Below are 16,421 nucleotides of genomic sequence, written 5' to 3'. Positions count from 1 at the left end.
TGTAGTAATTCATTTTATCTCGAGTTTAATTCGCCAATTTATATCAGATTTCAACCTGTATCAGGTTCTGTCAGGTTCTTTCAGAGATGGTTATGATGTTATTCAAAAAGTTGTCTGATGTTTCGGAAGCTGAAATGCAGAAATTGCTCTCCCGGGGATCCGGGCTTGAGGACGTAGCGAAAACTGTTTCAGCTGTGCTTTCCGATGTGCGCACCAAAGGAGATGCCGCACTCAGGGAATATACAGCTAAATTCGATAAAGTCGAACTTGCAAATTTTGAAGTGAGCGAGGAAGAGTTTGAGATGGCTCTTTCCGAAATAAGTCCTGAACTCCTGGATCACCTTAAAGCCGCAGCTGCAAACATACAAGCTTTCCATGAAGCTCAGCTCCCGGAAGCTACCTGGTTCATGGAACTCAAACCAGGAATCGTGCTGGGTCAAAAGGCAACACCTCTGGAAAGTGTGGGTGCATATGCTCCTGGAGGGCGGGCTTCCTATCCTTCAACCGTGCTAATGACTGTAATTCCTGCCAGGGTTGCAGGAGTAGAGCAGGTCATTGTTTGTACCCCTCCAAGGCCGGACGGTTCCGTACACCCGCTTACGCTTGCTGCCGCAAAGGTTGCAGGAGCGGATAAAGTTTTCAAACTAGGTGGAGTGCAGGCTATAGGGGCAATGGCCTATGGGACTGAAACCGTTCCCAAGGTGGACAAAATCGTAGGGCCTGGAAATGTTTTTGTCACATCTGCCAAAATGCAGATCAGGGACGTTGCAGAGATAGATTTCCCGGCAGGTCCTAGCGAGGTGTTAATCATTGCAGATGAATCAGCAGATGTCGTTATGGCCGCTTCGGATATTATAGCGCAGGCCGAGCACGATCCAAACTCAGTCTCAATACTCGTTACAGGCTCGGATACGCTGGCAGAGGCTGTAAAAAAAGAAGTTCTGGTTCAGGCTGAACAGACTGCGAGAAGCAGCATTGTAAAGGCTTCTCTTGAAAACGCTGCAATTCTTATTGCAGACTCCCTGGAACAATGTATTAGCTTTAGCAATAAATTTGCTCCCGAACATCTTGAGATTATGGTATCGGATCCGGATTTTGTACTTGACAGGATTAAAAACGCAGGATCAATTTTTGTAGGAAATTATTCACCTGTTCCTGCTGGAGATTATGCCTCCGGGACGAATCACGTGCTTCCCACATCCGGATACGCCAGAGTTTATTCTGGTCTGAATATAAACCATTTTATTAAATACTCAAGTATTCAGAGAATCAGCAAGAGTGGGCTTGAAATTCTGAAAGAAACTGTAATCGCATTAGCCGAGGAAGAAGGTCTACATGCACATGCTGATGCTATTAGAACTCGGTTTGGGTATAAACCCTCTAAATAATATTTCGGCTAATCGATATGTATTTAAAATGTAAATGCGTAAACAAAATTTGATTTTTAAATAAATGAAAATCTAATTCTTAAATAAGGAGTGGGGATACGTATGAAAATCAGAGTAGTTAGTTCACGGGAGGAAATTCCTACCCTCAATCCGAACGAGAAGGTTATTCACCTTGCTTTCAGGCCGTCTAACAAGGATGTATTTATGCTTGCGGAAACATGTCCGAAAATTGAAGCGATACAGCTTCCTAAATCTTACAGAAGGACGGTCTCCAAGTCAATTGAAATGTTTCTGGAGATGCAGAAGATTAATCTTCTAGAAGGGGATGTATGGGGGCACAGGAAGGACATAAACGAGTATTATAATGTCTCTCAGAACATTCTGGAGAAAATACAGGAATTAAAAGCTGATCGTTTCACCAATGAGGTTATTGCCGAAAAGCTTTCGAGAGAAAGTAAATTAAACTCGGATATGATCCTTTATATCCTGAGCAAAAGAATCGTAGATTAATCTATTAATTCGCCATCTTTCTAGGATGCATTTCAGGATATATCCTTTTTCTAGGACAGATCCTTTTTTCGGGCTGTATTCTGTGAAGGAATAGCGAATGAATCCTTCTTTTCAGATGGAATTCCGGATTGGAATTTCCATCTAATGTTTACTTTTCTTAAATCTCTCTGAGCTTTTGCAGTTTCCAGAGCAATGCTTCACTTTCGTTAAGGTAGGGTCTTTGCTCTTTATTATACTTTATTATAATTTATTTTTCAATCTACTTCTCACACCTTGATTCCTAATTGTGCTTTATTTTTCGATCTACCTCTCATACTTTGATTCCTATTTGTGCTTTATTTTTCAATTTACCTCTCATACATTGATTCCTATCTCAAATCTCATTGGTTTTTTATTCTTCGATTTATTTTTTTATTTTTCCTGGATTATTCTCTGTTTTCTAGATCTAAAATTCTAAAATTGTTACATAACATTATTTTTATATTTAGTATGATTGCAATAACTGATTTATAAACATTTAAGACATGAAAACTCTTTTTTTTCTCAGCGTTTTTGTTTCTGCTTTTCCCACTTACTTTTTTTGAAATATTTTCAAATTAGCGGGACAAAACCAATGAGTATACATAGAAAATTATTTAAATAAAGTCGTGTAACTTATTTTATTGATTCTTTAATGAGTTTTGGGTCGGGGGATCTGTATGAAAATAAGAGTTATTAGTTCAAGAAATGAAATTCTATCACTAAATCCAAATGAAAAGGTTGTTCACTTTGCATTCAGGCCTTCAAATAAAGATATTTTTCTGCTTGTTGAGACATGTCCAAAACTGGAGGTAATTCAGCTTCCAAAATCATATAGACGGACAGTTTCAAGAGCCATAGAGATGTTTCTCGAAATGCAAAAGGTCCAGCTTCTGGAAGGAGATGTATGGGGGCACAGGAAAGATATCAACGAATACTATACTGTCCCCTCTTCCGTAATCTCAAAAATAAAAAGTATGAAAGCTGAAGGCATTCCTGGTGAAAAAATTGCTGAGGAAGTGGCACAGGAGAGCAAGCTTGATCCTCAAATGGTTTCTTATATTCTGGGCAGGAGAGATTTAGAGTAAAATCACCTGATTTCCATCTCGGCAAAGTTGTGGCTATTCAGCCTGGGCCCTGTTTCACCCTATTTCCGCCCAGGAGGATGGATCCCACTCCTTTCCGCTTTGCTTACGCCCAAAAGAGCTGATTTACATACAGAGCGGAGCTAAATTCAAAAAGGATTGATATCTAGAAAGATACTCTTAATTTTTGAAAATTAAGATAGTTTTTAAGAAAAACAGATTTTTTCATACCATTTTCTTGCTATATATCTCTATGCGAGAAAATCTGGAACTGTCATTCTGAAATTTAATCCGAATAATACATTCTTGAATGCTCTTAAATATCCTTGAGATCTTCGACTGTCTTTTCTGGACTATTATGGCGTTTTTAAGTATTCTAGGTAGTTTCCTATTATCTTTGGCTATGGGTGATGCATAAGCGCAGTTTTGATTAAGTTTTCTTTTCTGTGACAGTATCGGAATATTTGTGATTCTCTTGATTGTTAGGATGCTTTTAAAGCATCCTGTTTGAATTCTACTTTGATTTTTAGTTCTAATTTTTTCGGTTATTTCAGGTAAGTTCCTTGTTAAAATACTTGTCATAGGAGCTCATGTCGAAATGTCCGTGCCCGCTGAGGTTGAAGAGAATTGTTTTTTCTTCTCCGGTTTGTTTGCATTTGAGAGCTTCGTCGATTGCACAGCGGATAGCGTGAGAGGATTCCGGAGCAGGGACTATGCCTTCGGTCCGTGCGAACTGTATAGCGGCATCAAATACCGGGCACTGATCATATGAAACAGCTTCAATAAGCCCTTCAGCACAGAGTTTGCTTATGATTGGGGAGTCTCCATGGTAGCGGAGCCCGCCTGCATGGATGGCAGGAGGCACATGTTCGTGGCCCAAGGTGTACATTTTAAGCAACGGGGTCATTTCCGCAGTGTCTCCGAAATCATACCTGTACTCACCTTTGGTAAGGGACGGGCAAGCCGAGGGTTCGACTGCGATTACTCTTGGACTATTCTTTCCTTCAAGCCTGTCTTTAATGAACTCAAGGGATATTCCTGCAAGGTTGCTTCCTCCTCCACAGCAGCCTATAACTATATCAGGGTAGGTTTCAACCTGTTCAAGCTGTTTCTTACATTCGGCCCCGATTACTGTCTGATGGAGCATAACATGGTTGAGGACGCTTCCCAGGGAATACTTCGTGCTATCATGCGCGATTGCATCCTCTACGGCTTCACTGATTGCGATTCCGAGGCTTCCCGGTGTATCAGGCTGCTCCTTCTGAATTTTTCTCCCGAATTCCGTATCCGAGCTTGGCGAGGGAACAACATTTCCTCCCCAGATTGTCATGAGGGACTTCCGATAAGGTTTCTGGTAATAGCTGGAACGGACCATATAGACTTTACACTCAAGATCAAAGTAGTTGCAGGCAAGAGCTAATGCACTTCCCCACTGTCCTGCACCTGTTTCGGTTGTGAGTCTCTCGTTTCCTTCTTTCATATTATAATAAGCCTGGGCAATCGAGGTGTTTGTCTTATGACTTCCAGCAGGGCTTACCCCTTCATTTTTATAGTATATCTTTGCAGGAGTTTTGAGAAGCTTTTCCAGCCTGTGTGCTCTATAAAGCGGGCTAGGTCTCCAGAGCTTGTAAATCTCAAGTATCTCCTCAGGGATATCAATAAACCTTTCACTACTCATTTCCTGCTTGATAAGGCCTTTTGCGAAAATAGGTTCAAGAGCCTCGGGGCTTATAGGCTCCCAGGTCCTCGGATCAAGAGGAGGCTCGATAGGAGAAGATAAGTCTGGTAGGATATTATACCACTGCCTGGGCATCTCATTCTCATCAAGGATAATTTTGGTCTGTTCCATAGATTTTCTCCGTCTTTATTGTATGCACAAAATCGTACTTCGATGTATTTAATTGTTACTTACTTTCCAGTTAAGGTATTTATATCTCACTTATGTACTTTATGGAAAAGAGGAATGTTTGAAGGAGTGTTACTAATCAAAAAACAGAAACTGGAAGGCTATAAATATAAATATAAATATAAATATAAATATAAATATAAATATAAATATAAATATAAATTGAAAAAATGAAGTCGTTCAGAAACAGAGCAAAAAGTAAAAACGACCAGAACTAAAAGCTTGATCCCAAGAAAGAGCTTAATTCTGAGAAAAGCTCAATCGGCTTTAAAATGTCATGTGGATAAATGGCATGTAGATATACCTGAAGCTTTTAATTTTTAGTCGGATTTTTAATCTATCTTTTCTGCAAGTTCCACAGCAAGTTTTGCCACTTCAGTCGCACTTGCACCCAGCAGGCGTATCATTGGTTCCTTTCCCGGTCCCCCTTTATCATAGATGACTTTCGGCACGCTTCCGTATTTTTTGATTGCTTCGACTGTACCCCAGTCCATTGTACTGGTGTTTTCCGGTTCTTCAGCCCTGTCAAAAGAGGAAATTCCAAGTTTCATCTCTCTGCAGGCTGCAAGGGCTTCCCTGGAGTATTTTACGTTAATTGCTGCCCTTATTTCCGGATTCTTACGAAGGGACGCAAGAATAATCCTTGCTACATGTCGGCTGGCCCCGAAATCTACACAGCCTACAGAAACTGCCCTCCCCTTGTGCTTAACTATCCTGCCTTCGACAGCCGCAACGTCTTTGTATCCGTCAGCTTGGGGAATAGCCATTCCTATATTACAGCCTACTTCGGGGATAAGTTTCGAAAAATCAAAGCTGTTTTCTAGAATCGAAACTGCTTCTTTTAATTCTCTTAAGACCAGGTAGCGCTCTTTTTCGTCCAGAGTCGCTCCAAGCTGGTTTATAGGACCTGCTCCCCTGCCTACAGGCCGGCTCATCAGGATCGCCTGCTCAACGAATTTCTTCGCTTTCCTAGCAGCCGATTCCAGGCTCTCTCCTGAGGCTAAAAAGGCAGTCACTGCCGCAGAGTAAGTGCAGCCCGAGCCGTGTGTTCCTCCTTTAACAAAAGTGCCCGGAATACGGGTGAAAGTATCAGAAGTAGCTTCATAAAGCAGATCAGTAGCGTCCAGATGTCCTCCTGTAACAATGACGGCTTCTACACCTATATCCGCGATTTTCTTGGCTGCAACTTTCGCATCCTCAGGGGTTTTGACAGCCATACCAGCAAGGTCGCCGGCCTCGAATGCATTTGGCGTAGTAACCTTGCACAAGGGCAGCAGTTCTTCAATAAGGACAGAAATAGCTTCTTTTCGCAGCAGGTTTCCTCCGGCTTCGGCAGCCATAACAGGGTCCAGCACAATGGAAAGCCCATGTTTCCTCACTTCTTTTGCAACTTCCCTTACGATTTCCGATGAGGCAAGCATGCCGGTTTTTGCCCACTTTACCTCCATATCGGTGCAGACAGCTTCAATTTGGCTGGCTATAGCCTCAGGAGTGAGGTCAAAGCTCTCTAGGACTCCGGTAGTGTTCTGTGCAGTAATCGATGTAATAGCGCAGGTTCCGTGCACTCCAAGGGCAGCAAAAGTCTTCAGATCCGCAGCAATTCCGGCTCCTCCCCCTGAATCCGAACCTGCAATAGTCATAACAATCTGGGGTTTTATTGTTAATGATTTTTCTATCATGTGCTTCTCTCTTTTTTTCGTTCGTTTTTACCATTTCTGAAACTTTTTTTCAGGAAATGAAATTAATTTATTTATTATTGTACCCTTTAGGAAGATTTTATAAGGTTTTGATGTATTATTTATAAAAAATCTTCTCAACAGGTTTACATGAGATTTTATTTTCTCCTGGAGTTTTGCTCCTGTCCTGATGAGAATTCTTGTCTATATCAGGTAATTCTTTAATATAATTCTGGATAGCATCAGGGTGTTTTTTACATGAAAACTTAATAAATGACATATTTCTTCGATACCTTTATATAGTGTATTTACGACTTTGATGCAAATAATCAAATTTAAGCGCGGCGATTAATTTAAATCTGGATTAACTATTTATATTGATATAGATAATGACTTGATTTATAATGTTTTAAGGGGACTGTAAGGATGGCAAACCGACCTCTGGATATTTTGAACAACGCATTAGACACACCTGTAATCGTTAGATTGAAAGGCGCACGCGAGTTTAGAGGCGAGCTGAAAGGATACGATATTCACATGAACCTCGTGCTTGACAATGCTGAAGAGCTAAGAGAAGGAGAAGTTGTAAGCAAGTTCAGCAGTGTCGTTATTCGCGGTGACAACGTGGTATACGTATCTCCGTAATCTATATCAAGCACTTCATCTATTATCGTTAAATCTCGGTGAGCAACAGGACTTATTGTGACTGGCCGCAGAGAGTAAATTCAGAATAATAGTATCGCTTCAGATTATAGAATATTGCTCTAACAAATTAATTTTTATCAGGAGATTTAGGAATGAGTAAAGGTACTGCATCAATGGGAAAAAGGCAGAAACGCACACACGCCAAATGCAGACGCTGTGGAAGTGTTTCTTTTAACGTGCATACAAAACAGTGTACTTCATGTGGTTTTGGAAAAACATCTCGCATAAGAGCTTACAAGTGGCAGGCAAAGTGCAAGTATTAAACCTGTCTGTTCCACTTTCTCTATTTTTTACCTGCATCGGAGGTCAAAATTGAAAGAAGAATGTGGCGTTGCAGGCATAATTTTACCAAGTGACAGGCCACAATCCAATACTGTCGCGTTCAAGCTGTATTACGCCTTGTATGCCCTCCAGCACAGAGGACAAGAATCCACTGGCATAATGGTATATGATGGTACATCTTCTCATTCCATCAAAGGCATGGGTCTTGTTCCTGATGTGTATAATAAAGATTCTCTGGGACGCTTGATCGGGAATGTAGGAGTAGGACATGTCCGCTACTCAACAACCGGAGGATCAAGAATAGAAAACTGCCAGCCCTTTGTCCTGAATTTCAAAGGAGGAGCAGTTGCAATTGCCCATAACGGAAATTTAGTTAATGCCAAAGACCTCAAGGATGAACTGGAGTGCGAAGGACGTATCTTTATCAGCGACTCTGATACCGAAGTTATCGGCCACCTTCTTGTAAAAGAGCTAATAAGGCACGAGCCTGTAGAATCAATCCGGAATGTTATGCGCAAACTTGTAGGCTCTTATTCTCTGGTAATCCACATAGATGGCATTCTATATGCTGTGCGTGATCCTTTTGGATTCAAACCTCTCTGTTTCGGGGAAGTCGATGGCGGATACGCGGTTTTCTCGGAGAGTGTAGCTCTGGATACTCTTAATGGCACTCTTATCAGGGATGTGCGTCCAGGTGAAGTAGTAGTCCTTACAGGCGAGGGCTTTGAAAGCTACCAGATAGGAAACGAACCTCATCCTGCACATTGCGTTTTTGAGTTCATTTACTTTGCAAGGCCAGATTCCATTATTGATGGAAAACTGGTCTATAAGGTGCGGGAAAACATCGGGAGGGAGCTCGCCAGAGAACATCAGGTCGAGGCTGATATTGTTTCGCCTGTTCCTGACTCAGGGATTACTTCCGCAATCGGCTACGCCAGGGAATCAGGTATTAAATATCTGGAAGGCCTGATGAAGAACCGTTACATAGGGCGCACATTTATCCTGCCTGGCCAGGATTTGCGTGAAACCGCAGTCCGGCTCAAAATGAATGCCATCCAGGATAATGTCAAAGGCAAACGTGTTGTTCTGGTTGACGACAGCATTGTCCGGGGTACAACCTCAAGGCGGATTATAGATATGGTTCGCAGGGCAGGCGCATCAGAAATTCACGCAAGAGTTGGAAGTCCTGCAATTATCGCTCCCTGCTATCTGGGTATAGATATGGCTACCCGGCAGGAACTTATTGCCTCTTATAAGACCGTAAAAGAGGTTGAAAGCCTCATTAATGCGGATTCTCTCGGATACCTAAGTATTGACGGGCTTATGCGGGCTCTGGGGTGCGATAAGAACGACATGTGCATTGGCTGCCTAACAGGTGAGTACCCTGTGGAAATCCCAGGAGAAAACTGCATAAGGAAGCAGACACGTTTGGACGATTTCAATAATAACCCGGAAAGTTCCTGAGTGACTTTTCTCAGTCAATTTGTAAGGAATTTTCTCTATTATTCTTTTTGAGTTTTCACTATTTTTCTTGATCTCTTCTTTGTTTTTATCCGTTCTACGTTTATTCATCCGCTGTAGCTATTATGTTATTTTTATCTGTGTTAAGCCCTTAAAAGCGTAATATTGACTGTCCTGCTTCTAGGTCCATCCATTTCGGCAAAAAAGATTCTCTGCCAGGTCCCAAGCTCAAGCTTTCCTTCTAAAATGGGAAGGGCTTCGCTTGCTCCAAGCAGTACTGTCCTTAAATGAGAGTCTGCATTGTCGTCTATGCGGTCGTGCTTATACCCTGCACCGGTAGGTACCAGTTTATTTAATAGGTCCAAAATATCCTCCTTTAGCCCACCTTCGTTTTCGTTTATTATGATGCCTGCGGTAGTGTGTCGTGTGCTGATAAGGCAATGCCTTGAGCTATTTCGCTTTTCCTTACTTCTTCCTGAACTTCTGAAGTGATATCTACCAGCTCAACACGTTTAGATGTTTCAATTTTGAGTTGCAAAGTCTTTCCCTCTAAAGCTTTTCAGGTTTTACTTCAGATTTTTATGTATATGCAGGCTCTTGTACCCTATGCATAATAACTAGTTATTTAGAGGAGATTAAAATCGTTAAAATTCTTATTTTCAGCTAATAAAGAAAAACCCTTATTTTCAGTTAAAATCGAAATTCAATAGACGAATTTATAGATTATACTGATTGGTACAATTCTTTTCTTAAAAAACATTTCTTTAGCTTAATATCTTCAGTAAACTGGATTTAATACCGAAAAATGATATCCTGGAAGGTGTAGTAATCCAGAAAGTAGTAATCCAAAAATAAAAATCAAGAAAATAATAATCAGGAGGGAAATTCCCAATCTGACAATAAAGGAGAGTATACTCTATTGCCGGATTAGATCAATAACCCTCACTATCTTACTACAATTCACACTATTTTATCTTCTTTTTATCCCATATATGGACATGCACAAGAGGCATACAATGCCACTGATTATACTGAATCCAGGAGTCTTTTCACTTTCTTCAGTCATCTTATTTTCAATAGTGTTTGCATTACTTCCTTCATTACTGCCTTCAGTATTATTTATGGCTGCTTTAGCAGGTTCTGCAGTTATTGTATTGTTTTCATCTTTTACACCTGTTATTGCAAAGGAAGAGTAGCCAGGTACGTCTGCTGTGAAATGCAAGAACTGATCATCTTCACCTGTTAGACTTACTGGCAGTTCCACCCATTCTTTTTTCTCATCATCGTACCAGTCAAGTATAATTGAGGACTTGTTTATGTTATTCTCATCTACCCATGAGGTATTGACTTTAAAATCGACAGTTGGACTCTCAATATTCTTTGAGGTGCCATAACCACTGTTTCCAACCCATATATTGAATGATTTGTAGACGATACCTTCAGGAAGCTCGGAAACCAGGCTCGACTTGTTTTTCAGTTCCTCTACTATTGTAGTGGTCTTTCCTACGGTTTTTGTTGACCTGAACGTTATCGACTCAACACAGGTTGCATTATTTGTAAAATTAAAATTCACATCCTTTCCACTGGCAATAAAGTTCTGTAAAATCTCTTTTACCTGGACGTTCTTTGCTGGTTCAGGGGATCCACCACCGCCACCGCCACTACTGCTACCTCCGCTCTTGTGGCTGTGTCCTCCTCTACTGCCGCCACTTCCGCTGTCGCTGTTACTATCACTACTACTGATAGTGTCGGTGTTATTGTTACTGTCGCTGGAATTACTCTCTTCCAGTACGATTATCGTATTGATTTTTGAGGCGGTTTCGTTCTCATTAATAACTGTCAGATTAACATCATAGTTCCCTGCTGAGGAATATATATGCTGCGGATTCGGCTCGCTTGAAGTATTTCCGTCTCCAAAGTTCCAGCTCCATTCTTTTGCATTCTGCGAGAGATCTGTAAATTGCACAGAAAGGGGAGCAGAGCCGCTAGTGATATCTGCATCAAAGTCCGCTACAGGAAGAACTTTTTCTTGACTTGGTTCTCCCTCCACAGCTATATTTAGGGTTTTCGAGCTCGATCCATTTTCATTATTTACTGTCAGAACAACGTTATAGTTTCCTGCTGCAGAGTAAATATGCGTTGGGTTCTTCTCTGCTGAAGTAGCCCCGTCTCCAAAATTCCAGTTCCATCCGTTTCCGTTTTGCGATATATCTGTAAATTGCACAGAAAGAGGAGCAGGGCCGCTTACAGTATTTGCATTAAAGTTTGCTACAGGAAGAACTTTTTCTGGAATAGGTTCACTCTGAACAATTATATTTTGAGTCTTTGAACTTGAGCCCTTTTCATTATTTACTGTCAGGACAACGTTATAGTTTCCTGCTGCAGAGTAAATATGCGTTGGGTTCTTCTCTGCTGAAGTACTTCCGTCTCCAAAATCCCATGACCAGGAAGTTGCATCTGTACTCTTATCAGTAAGGGAAATAGTTAACGGGGCTTTTCCGGAGGTTGGCGATGCAGAGAATGCAGCAACTGGTGCTTTTAAATCGTTATTGTTAGGAGTTTCATCGTTTCCAGTGTTACTATTGCTTCCATCAGGGCTCCATCTTGCATAGTAAGGCATTCCCTCTTGATACACACCACTAATACTTTGTATAGCAACTTTTTTTGTATCAAAAGTTGTGTCTATAAACTGTCCGTTCCCAATATATATTCCAACATGGCTGAGAAGCCAGTAAGTTCTGTCATTTTTAACAACATCTTTTTTCCAGAAAATTAGATCTCCAGGCGTGGGAGAAGTTGTAGTAACATAATAGGGATTTTTTTTCATGTTAGGTACAGTTTGGAAAACTATGTCTTTGGCTCCAGCTTGCTTGTATACTTGAGATACCAAGTGAGAGCAATCAATGCCCGATCGGCTGTTGCCGCCATGCACTGATTTAACTCCGATCCAGCTTTTTGCGGCTTCTACTACTTTGGATTCGGATGTTCCTACAGGAGCTGCTGATACAAGGGGTATAAATGCTATTAAGATAGCTACAAGAAGTATGGCTATTAATTTTTGTTTGTTTCTATTCATTTTTACCCAATATCCATATTTTTACTAAGATAACTATTTCATCTTCACTTGTTAATTATAATAATTCAATGCTCAGTTTTACTTCTGGACCACATCTAGTTTAAATTAGATCGTATACCAAAATTCAGTTATGAAATTTTTAATATATTAACTTCTCATTTATAATCATCAAGTTGTATTTATTTTGTACTATGCTAACCAAATATCCAAGTTTTTATTTCAAGATATCAATTCCTTATTAAAAATAATATTTACTATCCCTATCTTTTTATCTTAAAATAAAGTTACTTCGTTACTGAAGTTTATTCCTGTATATTTAAATTTACGATAAAGCTCATTCCAAAACTCTGGATTAGGTCCTTATATCTCTGACTTTGAATAACCGATTGATCTTTCGATCATGAAACTAGTTCTAGAACTCTTATATATGTGCAAATAAGGTCGCTTTTGGGATGAACTTATAAACAGATATTAAACGAAGATGACAACAAGAAAATGTTAAAGCCTTTAGATTGAAAAAAGAATTTATCCATTATTAATAATTGTGGGATAGCCTCTTCAAAGTGATGTGGCTGCCAATAATTGGTTTTATAAAAAATGTAATATAAGAGTCTTTGAGGCTTTAAAAAAGAGACTTCGTAGATTTTCTCTTCTGTGTTGAATTAAGTTCTTTTAAGGTTTCATTAATAGAGTGGAGGAATTCAGCTTTGAGTCTTTCGATCAATTGCTCCGGAGCTATGATTCTGAAACAGGCAGGAGTTTCTTTTTTAACTTTCACATATCCTTTATTTTCCATTCTCTCCAGCACGGAATAGATCTTCGGTCTTGGCACATGGGTAAATTCATGGATTTCCCTTGCTGTAGCTTCATTCAAACTCAAGAGTCCAACATAAATTTTTGCCTCATTTTCTGTAAACCCCAGCTTCTTGAGTTTGCTTATGAGTTTGATATCCATTACATCCCTCCAGCACTTTTTTGTTCAGGCGGTGTCATCGAGCTTCCTCAGTGTTGCAAACACTATTTGCAGGCTCTCCTTATATGCAAGAATATCTTCTTCATCTAACTTTTTTAGTATCTTGTAGGCATTATGTTCAAGCTCTTTCATGAACCATTCCCTGTAAGCTTTTCCCTTTTCGGTGAGAGAAATAAGGGTTTTTCTCCGGTCATCAGGGTCTCCTTTCCTATAGACAAGCCCTTCTCTTTCCAGCGCATCGATCATGCTTGTTAGGCTTCCTTTCTGAAGATCGAGACACTTTCCCAGGGTTGTAGGCATAATATTATCTATTGCTCCTATAATCAGAATTGCCCGATTCTGATTTTTATTCAGGCTATATGGGCTGTCCCCTGATTTGTGAAATATTTCTGCAAAGTGTTTTTGAAACAGATTCATTATTTCAAACTGGAGTTTTACTGTTTCTTTTATCTTTTCTTCTTTCATTGGTATCACAGTCAGGGCTTTTTCCGAATTCGAATTACAAGCTGAAATCGTTTTTCCAGAATTTTTTGAATTTCGAAAGTTATGTTGAAAATATGTGAAGAACTTGGAGCCTAATTATTCCTAGCTCTATCCTCTAAACTACTTTGTCCATTATCTTACTATTCATAAATCTAATTGTTTGATTTCTTACTAAATCATTAGTTTCTATTTATACTTTATGACTTTAAATTTGGTAGTCAATAATATTAGCACTTTTTTATACTTTTATTTGTTCCCATCAGACATTTCAGGTACAACTGTGCCCAGATGAAAGTAATTATCGAACCTATAACCGTACCCGCAACAAGCCCCTACCATACACCAAGAAGTCCCCAGTCAAATCCGACAGCAGCCAGAGCATCAGCTTCCAAGGCCTGCAACCCAGAAGGTATCCAGTAAGGTTGTATATGGTCTGCACGGGCATAGCGACTATTATAGGAATTGAAAGCTTGACAATAGCTTTCCTAGGGTCTCCGAGGAGAATATTCACTCCTTCTGTAGTTTCTTGAAGGCTTCCTTCTCTTTTGATCCTGTTTTCTCCTGAATATTCCTCAACCCTTTCGCTTCTGGTTAATGTTTCCTTATTCATTTCTCCAGCTGTTTTTCTCCGATTGCCTTTAAAATCCAGTATCTTCTGTCTGTTCCTTTCTAGTCTCTTCTGCCTTTAACATTTCCTTACTTACTAGATAATTTTTATTTTTTATTCAAAAGGAGTCTAGAAAAGCAATTAATCGTGGGGAAACGTATATTTATAAGTAGAATTTATGGATACAAGTAAAAAATACGAAAATAGGTTGAGATATAAACTTAAAATAAGAATCATGACCTGATAACGGGTCAAAAGCTATATAAATCCTTTTGGGTTTCTACCTCTTTTTAAACGCAAAAAATTGCAATTTATATAATTTGCAGATTATATATTGTATCTATTATTTCAGAGCCTTTGTGAAAGCATTCATCCAATTGTTAATAAAACACAGAGAGTATCTATTATGTCTAACAGCAATTTTAGAGGAGTACTGAACTCTATGGGACTTGTTTTTGGAGATATCGGAACAAGTCCAATATATACCCTGACAGTTATCTTTCTTCTCACAAAACCTACATATTCTCACATAATAGGAGTTTTATCTTTAATTATTTGGACACTTATTATACTTGTAACTCTGGAATATGCCTGGCTTGCAATGAGCCTGGGTAAAAAAGGAGAAGGAGGTACAATAGTCTTAAAAGAGATACTCGTTCCTCTCCTCAAGTCGAGTAGAAATGTATCTCTAGTCACATTGTTAGCTTATATAGGAACGTCTTTCCTCATGGGAGACGGAGTAATTACTCCTGCAATAAGTATTCTGAGCGCAGTCGAGGGACTGCGAATAGTTCCTCAGTTAGAAAACATAAACCAAGGCACTATCGTACTTATTTCTGGCCTAATTGCAATAGCACTTTTCACAGTTCAGAGCAAGGGAATTGAAAAAATTACATGGGTTTTTGGGCCTATAATGGTTATATGGTTTGCAGCCATGGGATCTGCAGGTATTGCTTCTATTTTCTATACGCCAGAAGTGATTAAAGCCATCAATCCTTATTATGCTATTAGATTCCTTCTGGACAATGGGATTATGGGATTTTTTGTACTATCGGAAGTTATCTTGTGTGCTACAGGAGGCGAAGCCTTATATGCTGATATGGGACACCTGGGAAGAGAGCCTATTTTAAAGGCCTGGAGATTCGTATTTATAGCATTGGTTTTTAATTATCTCGGGCAGGGCGCATTTCTTCTCCGAAATCCTGGTTCTACAAATTTTTTGTATGAGATGGTAAATCAGCAGGCACCCCTACTTTATATTCCATTCCTTCTCCTGAGCATTATGGCTACAATTATCGCTTCTCAGGCTATGATAAGTAGCATGTTCTCTATAGTATATCAGGGAATTACGACTCGAGCAATGCCAATGCTAAAGATCGATTATACTTCCGGGATATTAAAGTCGCAGATATACATAAGTACCGTAAACTGGTTACTCCTCATTTCGGTATTGTTTATGATGCTTATATTCAAAGAATCAAGCAGATTAGCAGCTGCATATGGACTGGCAGTTACAGGAACTATGTCTATTACAGGAATACTTATGACTTCTATATTTTATCACAGGAGAAATATATCCAAAGCCCTTATTTCGCTATTTATAACGTTTATTGACATAGTATTCCTTCTCTCAAATAGCTATAAAATACCTCATGGAGGTTACTGGTCCATTATCATAGCACTTTTTATTTTCTCTCTTATAATTATATACACTTCCGGACAAAAGAGGCTGTACGAACTGATGAAGCTCATGAAGGTTGAAAACTTCCTTGAAAAATATAAGCAACTATATGCTACTCAAAATAAAATAACTGGGACTGCCCTCTTCTTTACACGAGATATAGCTAACATTCCCCAGTATATTTCCCATGTAATGTTTAAAAATAATATTATCTACGAAAATAATATTTTTATTTCAATTATCAAGTCCGACAGTCCTTTTGGAATAGAAAGTTCGTTCACAAAAGAACTGGCAAAAGGGTTGAGAGTATTTGAAATAAAGACCGGATATATGGAAATTGTTGATGTCGAGCAAATCCTGAAAGACCAGGGCATTAGTGAAAAAACAATATTTTATGGAGTAGAAGATATATTCACTACTAATTTAATATGGAAAATCTTTTCCATAATTAAAAAATTGTCCCCCTCGTTTGTCCAGTTCTATAGACTCCCTACTGATGAATTACATGGAGTTATGACAAGGTATGAAATGTAAAATAGTTTCTCTGTTTGGGTAATTGTCCAGAACGGA

General features: G+C 39.4%; 13 protein-coding genes and 1 pseudogene. 7 read left to right on the top strand and 7 right to left on the bottom strand.

Annotated features, from left to right (window positions below; genetic code table 11):
• Window positions 1–86: 86 nt before the first annotated feature.
• The 3 genes from hisD (at window position 87) to BP549_RS12085 (ending at window position 3,004) form a co-directional block, all read left to right on the top strand.
• Window positions 87–1,388, top strand: coding sequence for a histidinol dehydrogenase (hisD, locus tag BP549_RS12095; protein ID WP_292375104.1), 1,302 nt, complete (start codon window positions 87–89; stop codon window positions 1,386–1,388).
• 102 nt (window positions 1,389–1,490) lie between these two features.
• Window positions 1,491–1,898, top strand: coding sequence for a DUF1699 family protein (locus BP549_RS12090; RefSeq protein ID WP_292375101.1), 408 nt, complete (start codon window positions 1,491–1,493; stop codon window positions 1,896–1,898).
• 698 nt (window positions 1,899–2,596) lie between these two features.
• The gene (locus tag BP549_RS12085; protein ID WP_292375099.1) at window positions 2,597–3,004 is read left to right on the top strand and encodes a DUF1699 family protein; all 408 of its coding nucleotides are present in this window, start codon (window positions 2,597–2,599) and stop codon (window positions 3,002–3,004) included.
• A gap of 547 nt (window positions 3,005–3,551) precedes the next feature.
• Here the strand turns inward: BP549_RS12085 and BP549_RS12080 are convergent.
• Both BP549_RS12080 and thiD read right to left on the bottom strand, forming a co-directional pair.
• On the bottom strand, window positions 3,552–4,850 hold the full coding sequence (locus BP549_RS12080; RefSeq protein WP_292380926.1) for a TrpB-like pyridoxal phosphate-dependent enzyme: 1,299 nt from the start codon (window positions 4,848–4,850) through the stop codon (window positions 3,552–3,554).
• 389 nt (window positions 4,851–5,239) lie between these two features.
• Entirely contained in the window at window positions 5,240–6,586 is a 1,347-nt protein-coding gene (thiD, locus tag BP549_RS12075; RefSeq protein WP_292380925.1) for a bifunctional hydroxymethylpyrimidine kinase/phosphomethylpyrimidine kinase, read from the bottom strand.
• 423 nt (window positions 6,587–7,009) lie between these two features.
• On the opposite strand from thiD, the gene BP549_RS12070 reads away from it, so the two are divergent.
• From BP549_RS12070 to purF, 3 genes are all read left to right on the top strand, one after another.
• A complete protein-coding gene (locus BP549_RS12070) occupies window positions 7,010–7,228 on the top strand; it encodes an LSm family protein (protein ID WP_011032293.1) in 219 nt (72 codons plus the stop codon).
• 152 nt (window positions 7,229–7,380) lie between these two features.
• Window positions 7,381–7,551 carry a 50S ribosomal protein L37e gene (locus BP549_RS12065; protein ID WP_080942245.1) on the top strand — a complete coding sequence of 57 codons (171 nt, stop codon included), beginning with the start codon at window positions 7,381–7,383 and terminating at the stop codon, window positions 7,549–7,551.
• A gap of 49 nt (window positions 7,552–7,600) precedes the next feature.
• A complete protein-coding gene (gene purF, locus BP549_RS12060) occupies window positions 7,601–9,034 on the top strand; it encodes an amidophosphoribosyltransferase (RefSeq protein WP_292375013.1) in 1,434 nt (477 codons plus the stop codon).
• 140 nt (window positions 9,035–9,174) lie between these two features.
• Here purF and BP549_RS12055 read toward each other — a convergent pair whose 3' ends face one another.
• From BP549_RS12055 to BP549_RS12035, 5 genes and pseudogenes are all read right to left on the bottom strand, one after another.
• Entirely contained in the window at window positions 9,175–9,432 is a 258-nt protein-coding gene (locus BP549_RS12055) for a secondary thiamine-phosphate synthase enzyme YjbQ (RefSeq protein ID WP_349682382.1), read from the bottom strand.
• 569 nt (window positions 9,433–10,001) lie between these two features.
• Window positions 10,002–12,107: a PGF-pre-PGF domain-containing protein gene (locus tag BP549_RS12050; RefSeq protein ID WP_292380924.1), complete on the bottom strand. Its 2,106-nt coding sequence runs from the start codon at window positions 12,105–12,107 to the stop codon at window positions 10,002–10,004.
• Window positions 12,108–12,729: 622 nt separating this feature from the next.
• Window positions 12,730–13,062: a TrmB family transcriptional regulator gene (locus tag BP549_RS12045; protein ID WP_292375005.1), complete on the bottom strand. Its 333-nt coding sequence runs from the start codon at window positions 13,060–13,062 to the stop codon at window positions 12,730–12,732.
• 24 nt (window positions 13,063–13,086) lie between these two features.
• On the bottom strand, window positions 13,087–13,545 hold the full coding sequence (locus BP549_RS12040; RefSeq protein ID WP_292380923.1) for a MarR family winged helix-turn-helix transcriptional regulator: 459 nt from the start codon (window positions 13,543–13,545) through the stop codon (window positions 13,087–13,089).
• Window positions 13,546–13,922: 377 nt separating this feature from the next.
• A pseudogene (locus tag BP549_RS12035) lies at window positions 13,923–14,173 on the bottom strand (MATE family efflux transporter); the annotation flags it as partial.
• Window positions 14,174–14,612: 439 nt separating this feature from the next.
• Between BP549_RS12035 and BP549_RS12030 the strand changes: the two are divergent.
• Complete coding sequence (locus tag BP549_RS12030; protein ID WP_292380921.1) at window positions 14,613–16,385, top strand: KUP/HAK/KT family potassium transporter; 1,773 nt, start codon at window positions 14,613–14,615, stop codon at window positions 16,383–16,385.
• Window positions 16,386–16,421 lie beyond the last annotated feature (36 nt).

This window comes from Methanosarcina sp. UBA289, from assembly GCA_002496565.1.
In the GTDB taxonomy this organism is placed as follows: domain Archaea; phylum Halobacteriota; class Methanosarcinia; order Methanosarcinales; family Methanosarcinaceae; genus Methanosarcina.
The sequence above is the reverse complement of the archived record's forward strand: the minus strand, read 5'-3'. Positions and strand labels throughout refer to the sequence as shown.

What these genes read in the sequence shown, in the direction of transcription:
- hisD (WP_292375104.1), top strand. Translation starts at nt 87, where the DNA reads ATGGTTATGATGTTATTCAAAAAGTTGTCTGATGTTTCGGAAGCTGAA.
- BP549_RS12090 (WP_292375101.1), top strand. Translation starts at nt 1,491, where the DNA reads ATGAAAATCAGAGTAGTTAGTTCACGGGAGGAAATTCCTACCCTCAAT.
- BP549_RS12085 (WP_292375099.1), top strand. Translation starts at nt 2,597, where the DNA reads ATGAAAATAAGAGTTATTAGTTCAAGAAATGAAATTCTATCACTAAAT.
- BP549_RS12080 (WP_292380926.1), bottom strand. Translation starts at nt 4,850, where the DNA reads ATGGAACAGACCAAAATTATCCTTGATGAGAATGAGATGCCCAGGCAG.
- thiD (WP_292380925.1), bottom strand. Translation starts at nt 6,586, where the DNA reads ATGATAGAAAAATCATTAACAATAAAACCCCAGATTGTTATGACTATT.
- BP549_RS12070 (WP_011032293.1), top strand. Translation starts at nt 7,010, where the DNA reads ATGGCAAACCGACCTCTGGATATTTTGAACAACGCATTAGACACACCT.
- BP549_RS12065 (WP_080942245.1), top strand. Translation starts at nt 7,381, where the DNA reads ATGAGTAAAGGTACTGCATCAATGGGAAAAAGGCAGAAACGCACACAC.
- BP549_RS12050 (WP_292380924.1), bottom strand. Translation starts at nt 12,107, where the DNA reads ATGAATAGAAACAAACAAAAATTAATAGCCATACTTCTTGTAGCTATC.
- BP549_RS12045 (WP_292375005.1), bottom strand. Translation starts at nt 13,062, where the DNA reads ATGGATATCAAACTCATAAGCAAACTCAAGAAGCTGGGGTTTACAGAA.
- BP549_RS12040 (WP_292380923.1), bottom strand. Translation starts at nt 13,545, where the DNA reads ATGAAAGAAGAAAAGATAAAAGAAACAGTAAAACTCCAGTTTGAAATA.
- BP549_RS12030 (WP_292380921.1), top strand. Translation starts at nt 14,613, where the DNA reads ATGGGACTTGTTTTTGGAGATATCGGAACAAGTCCAATATATACCCTG.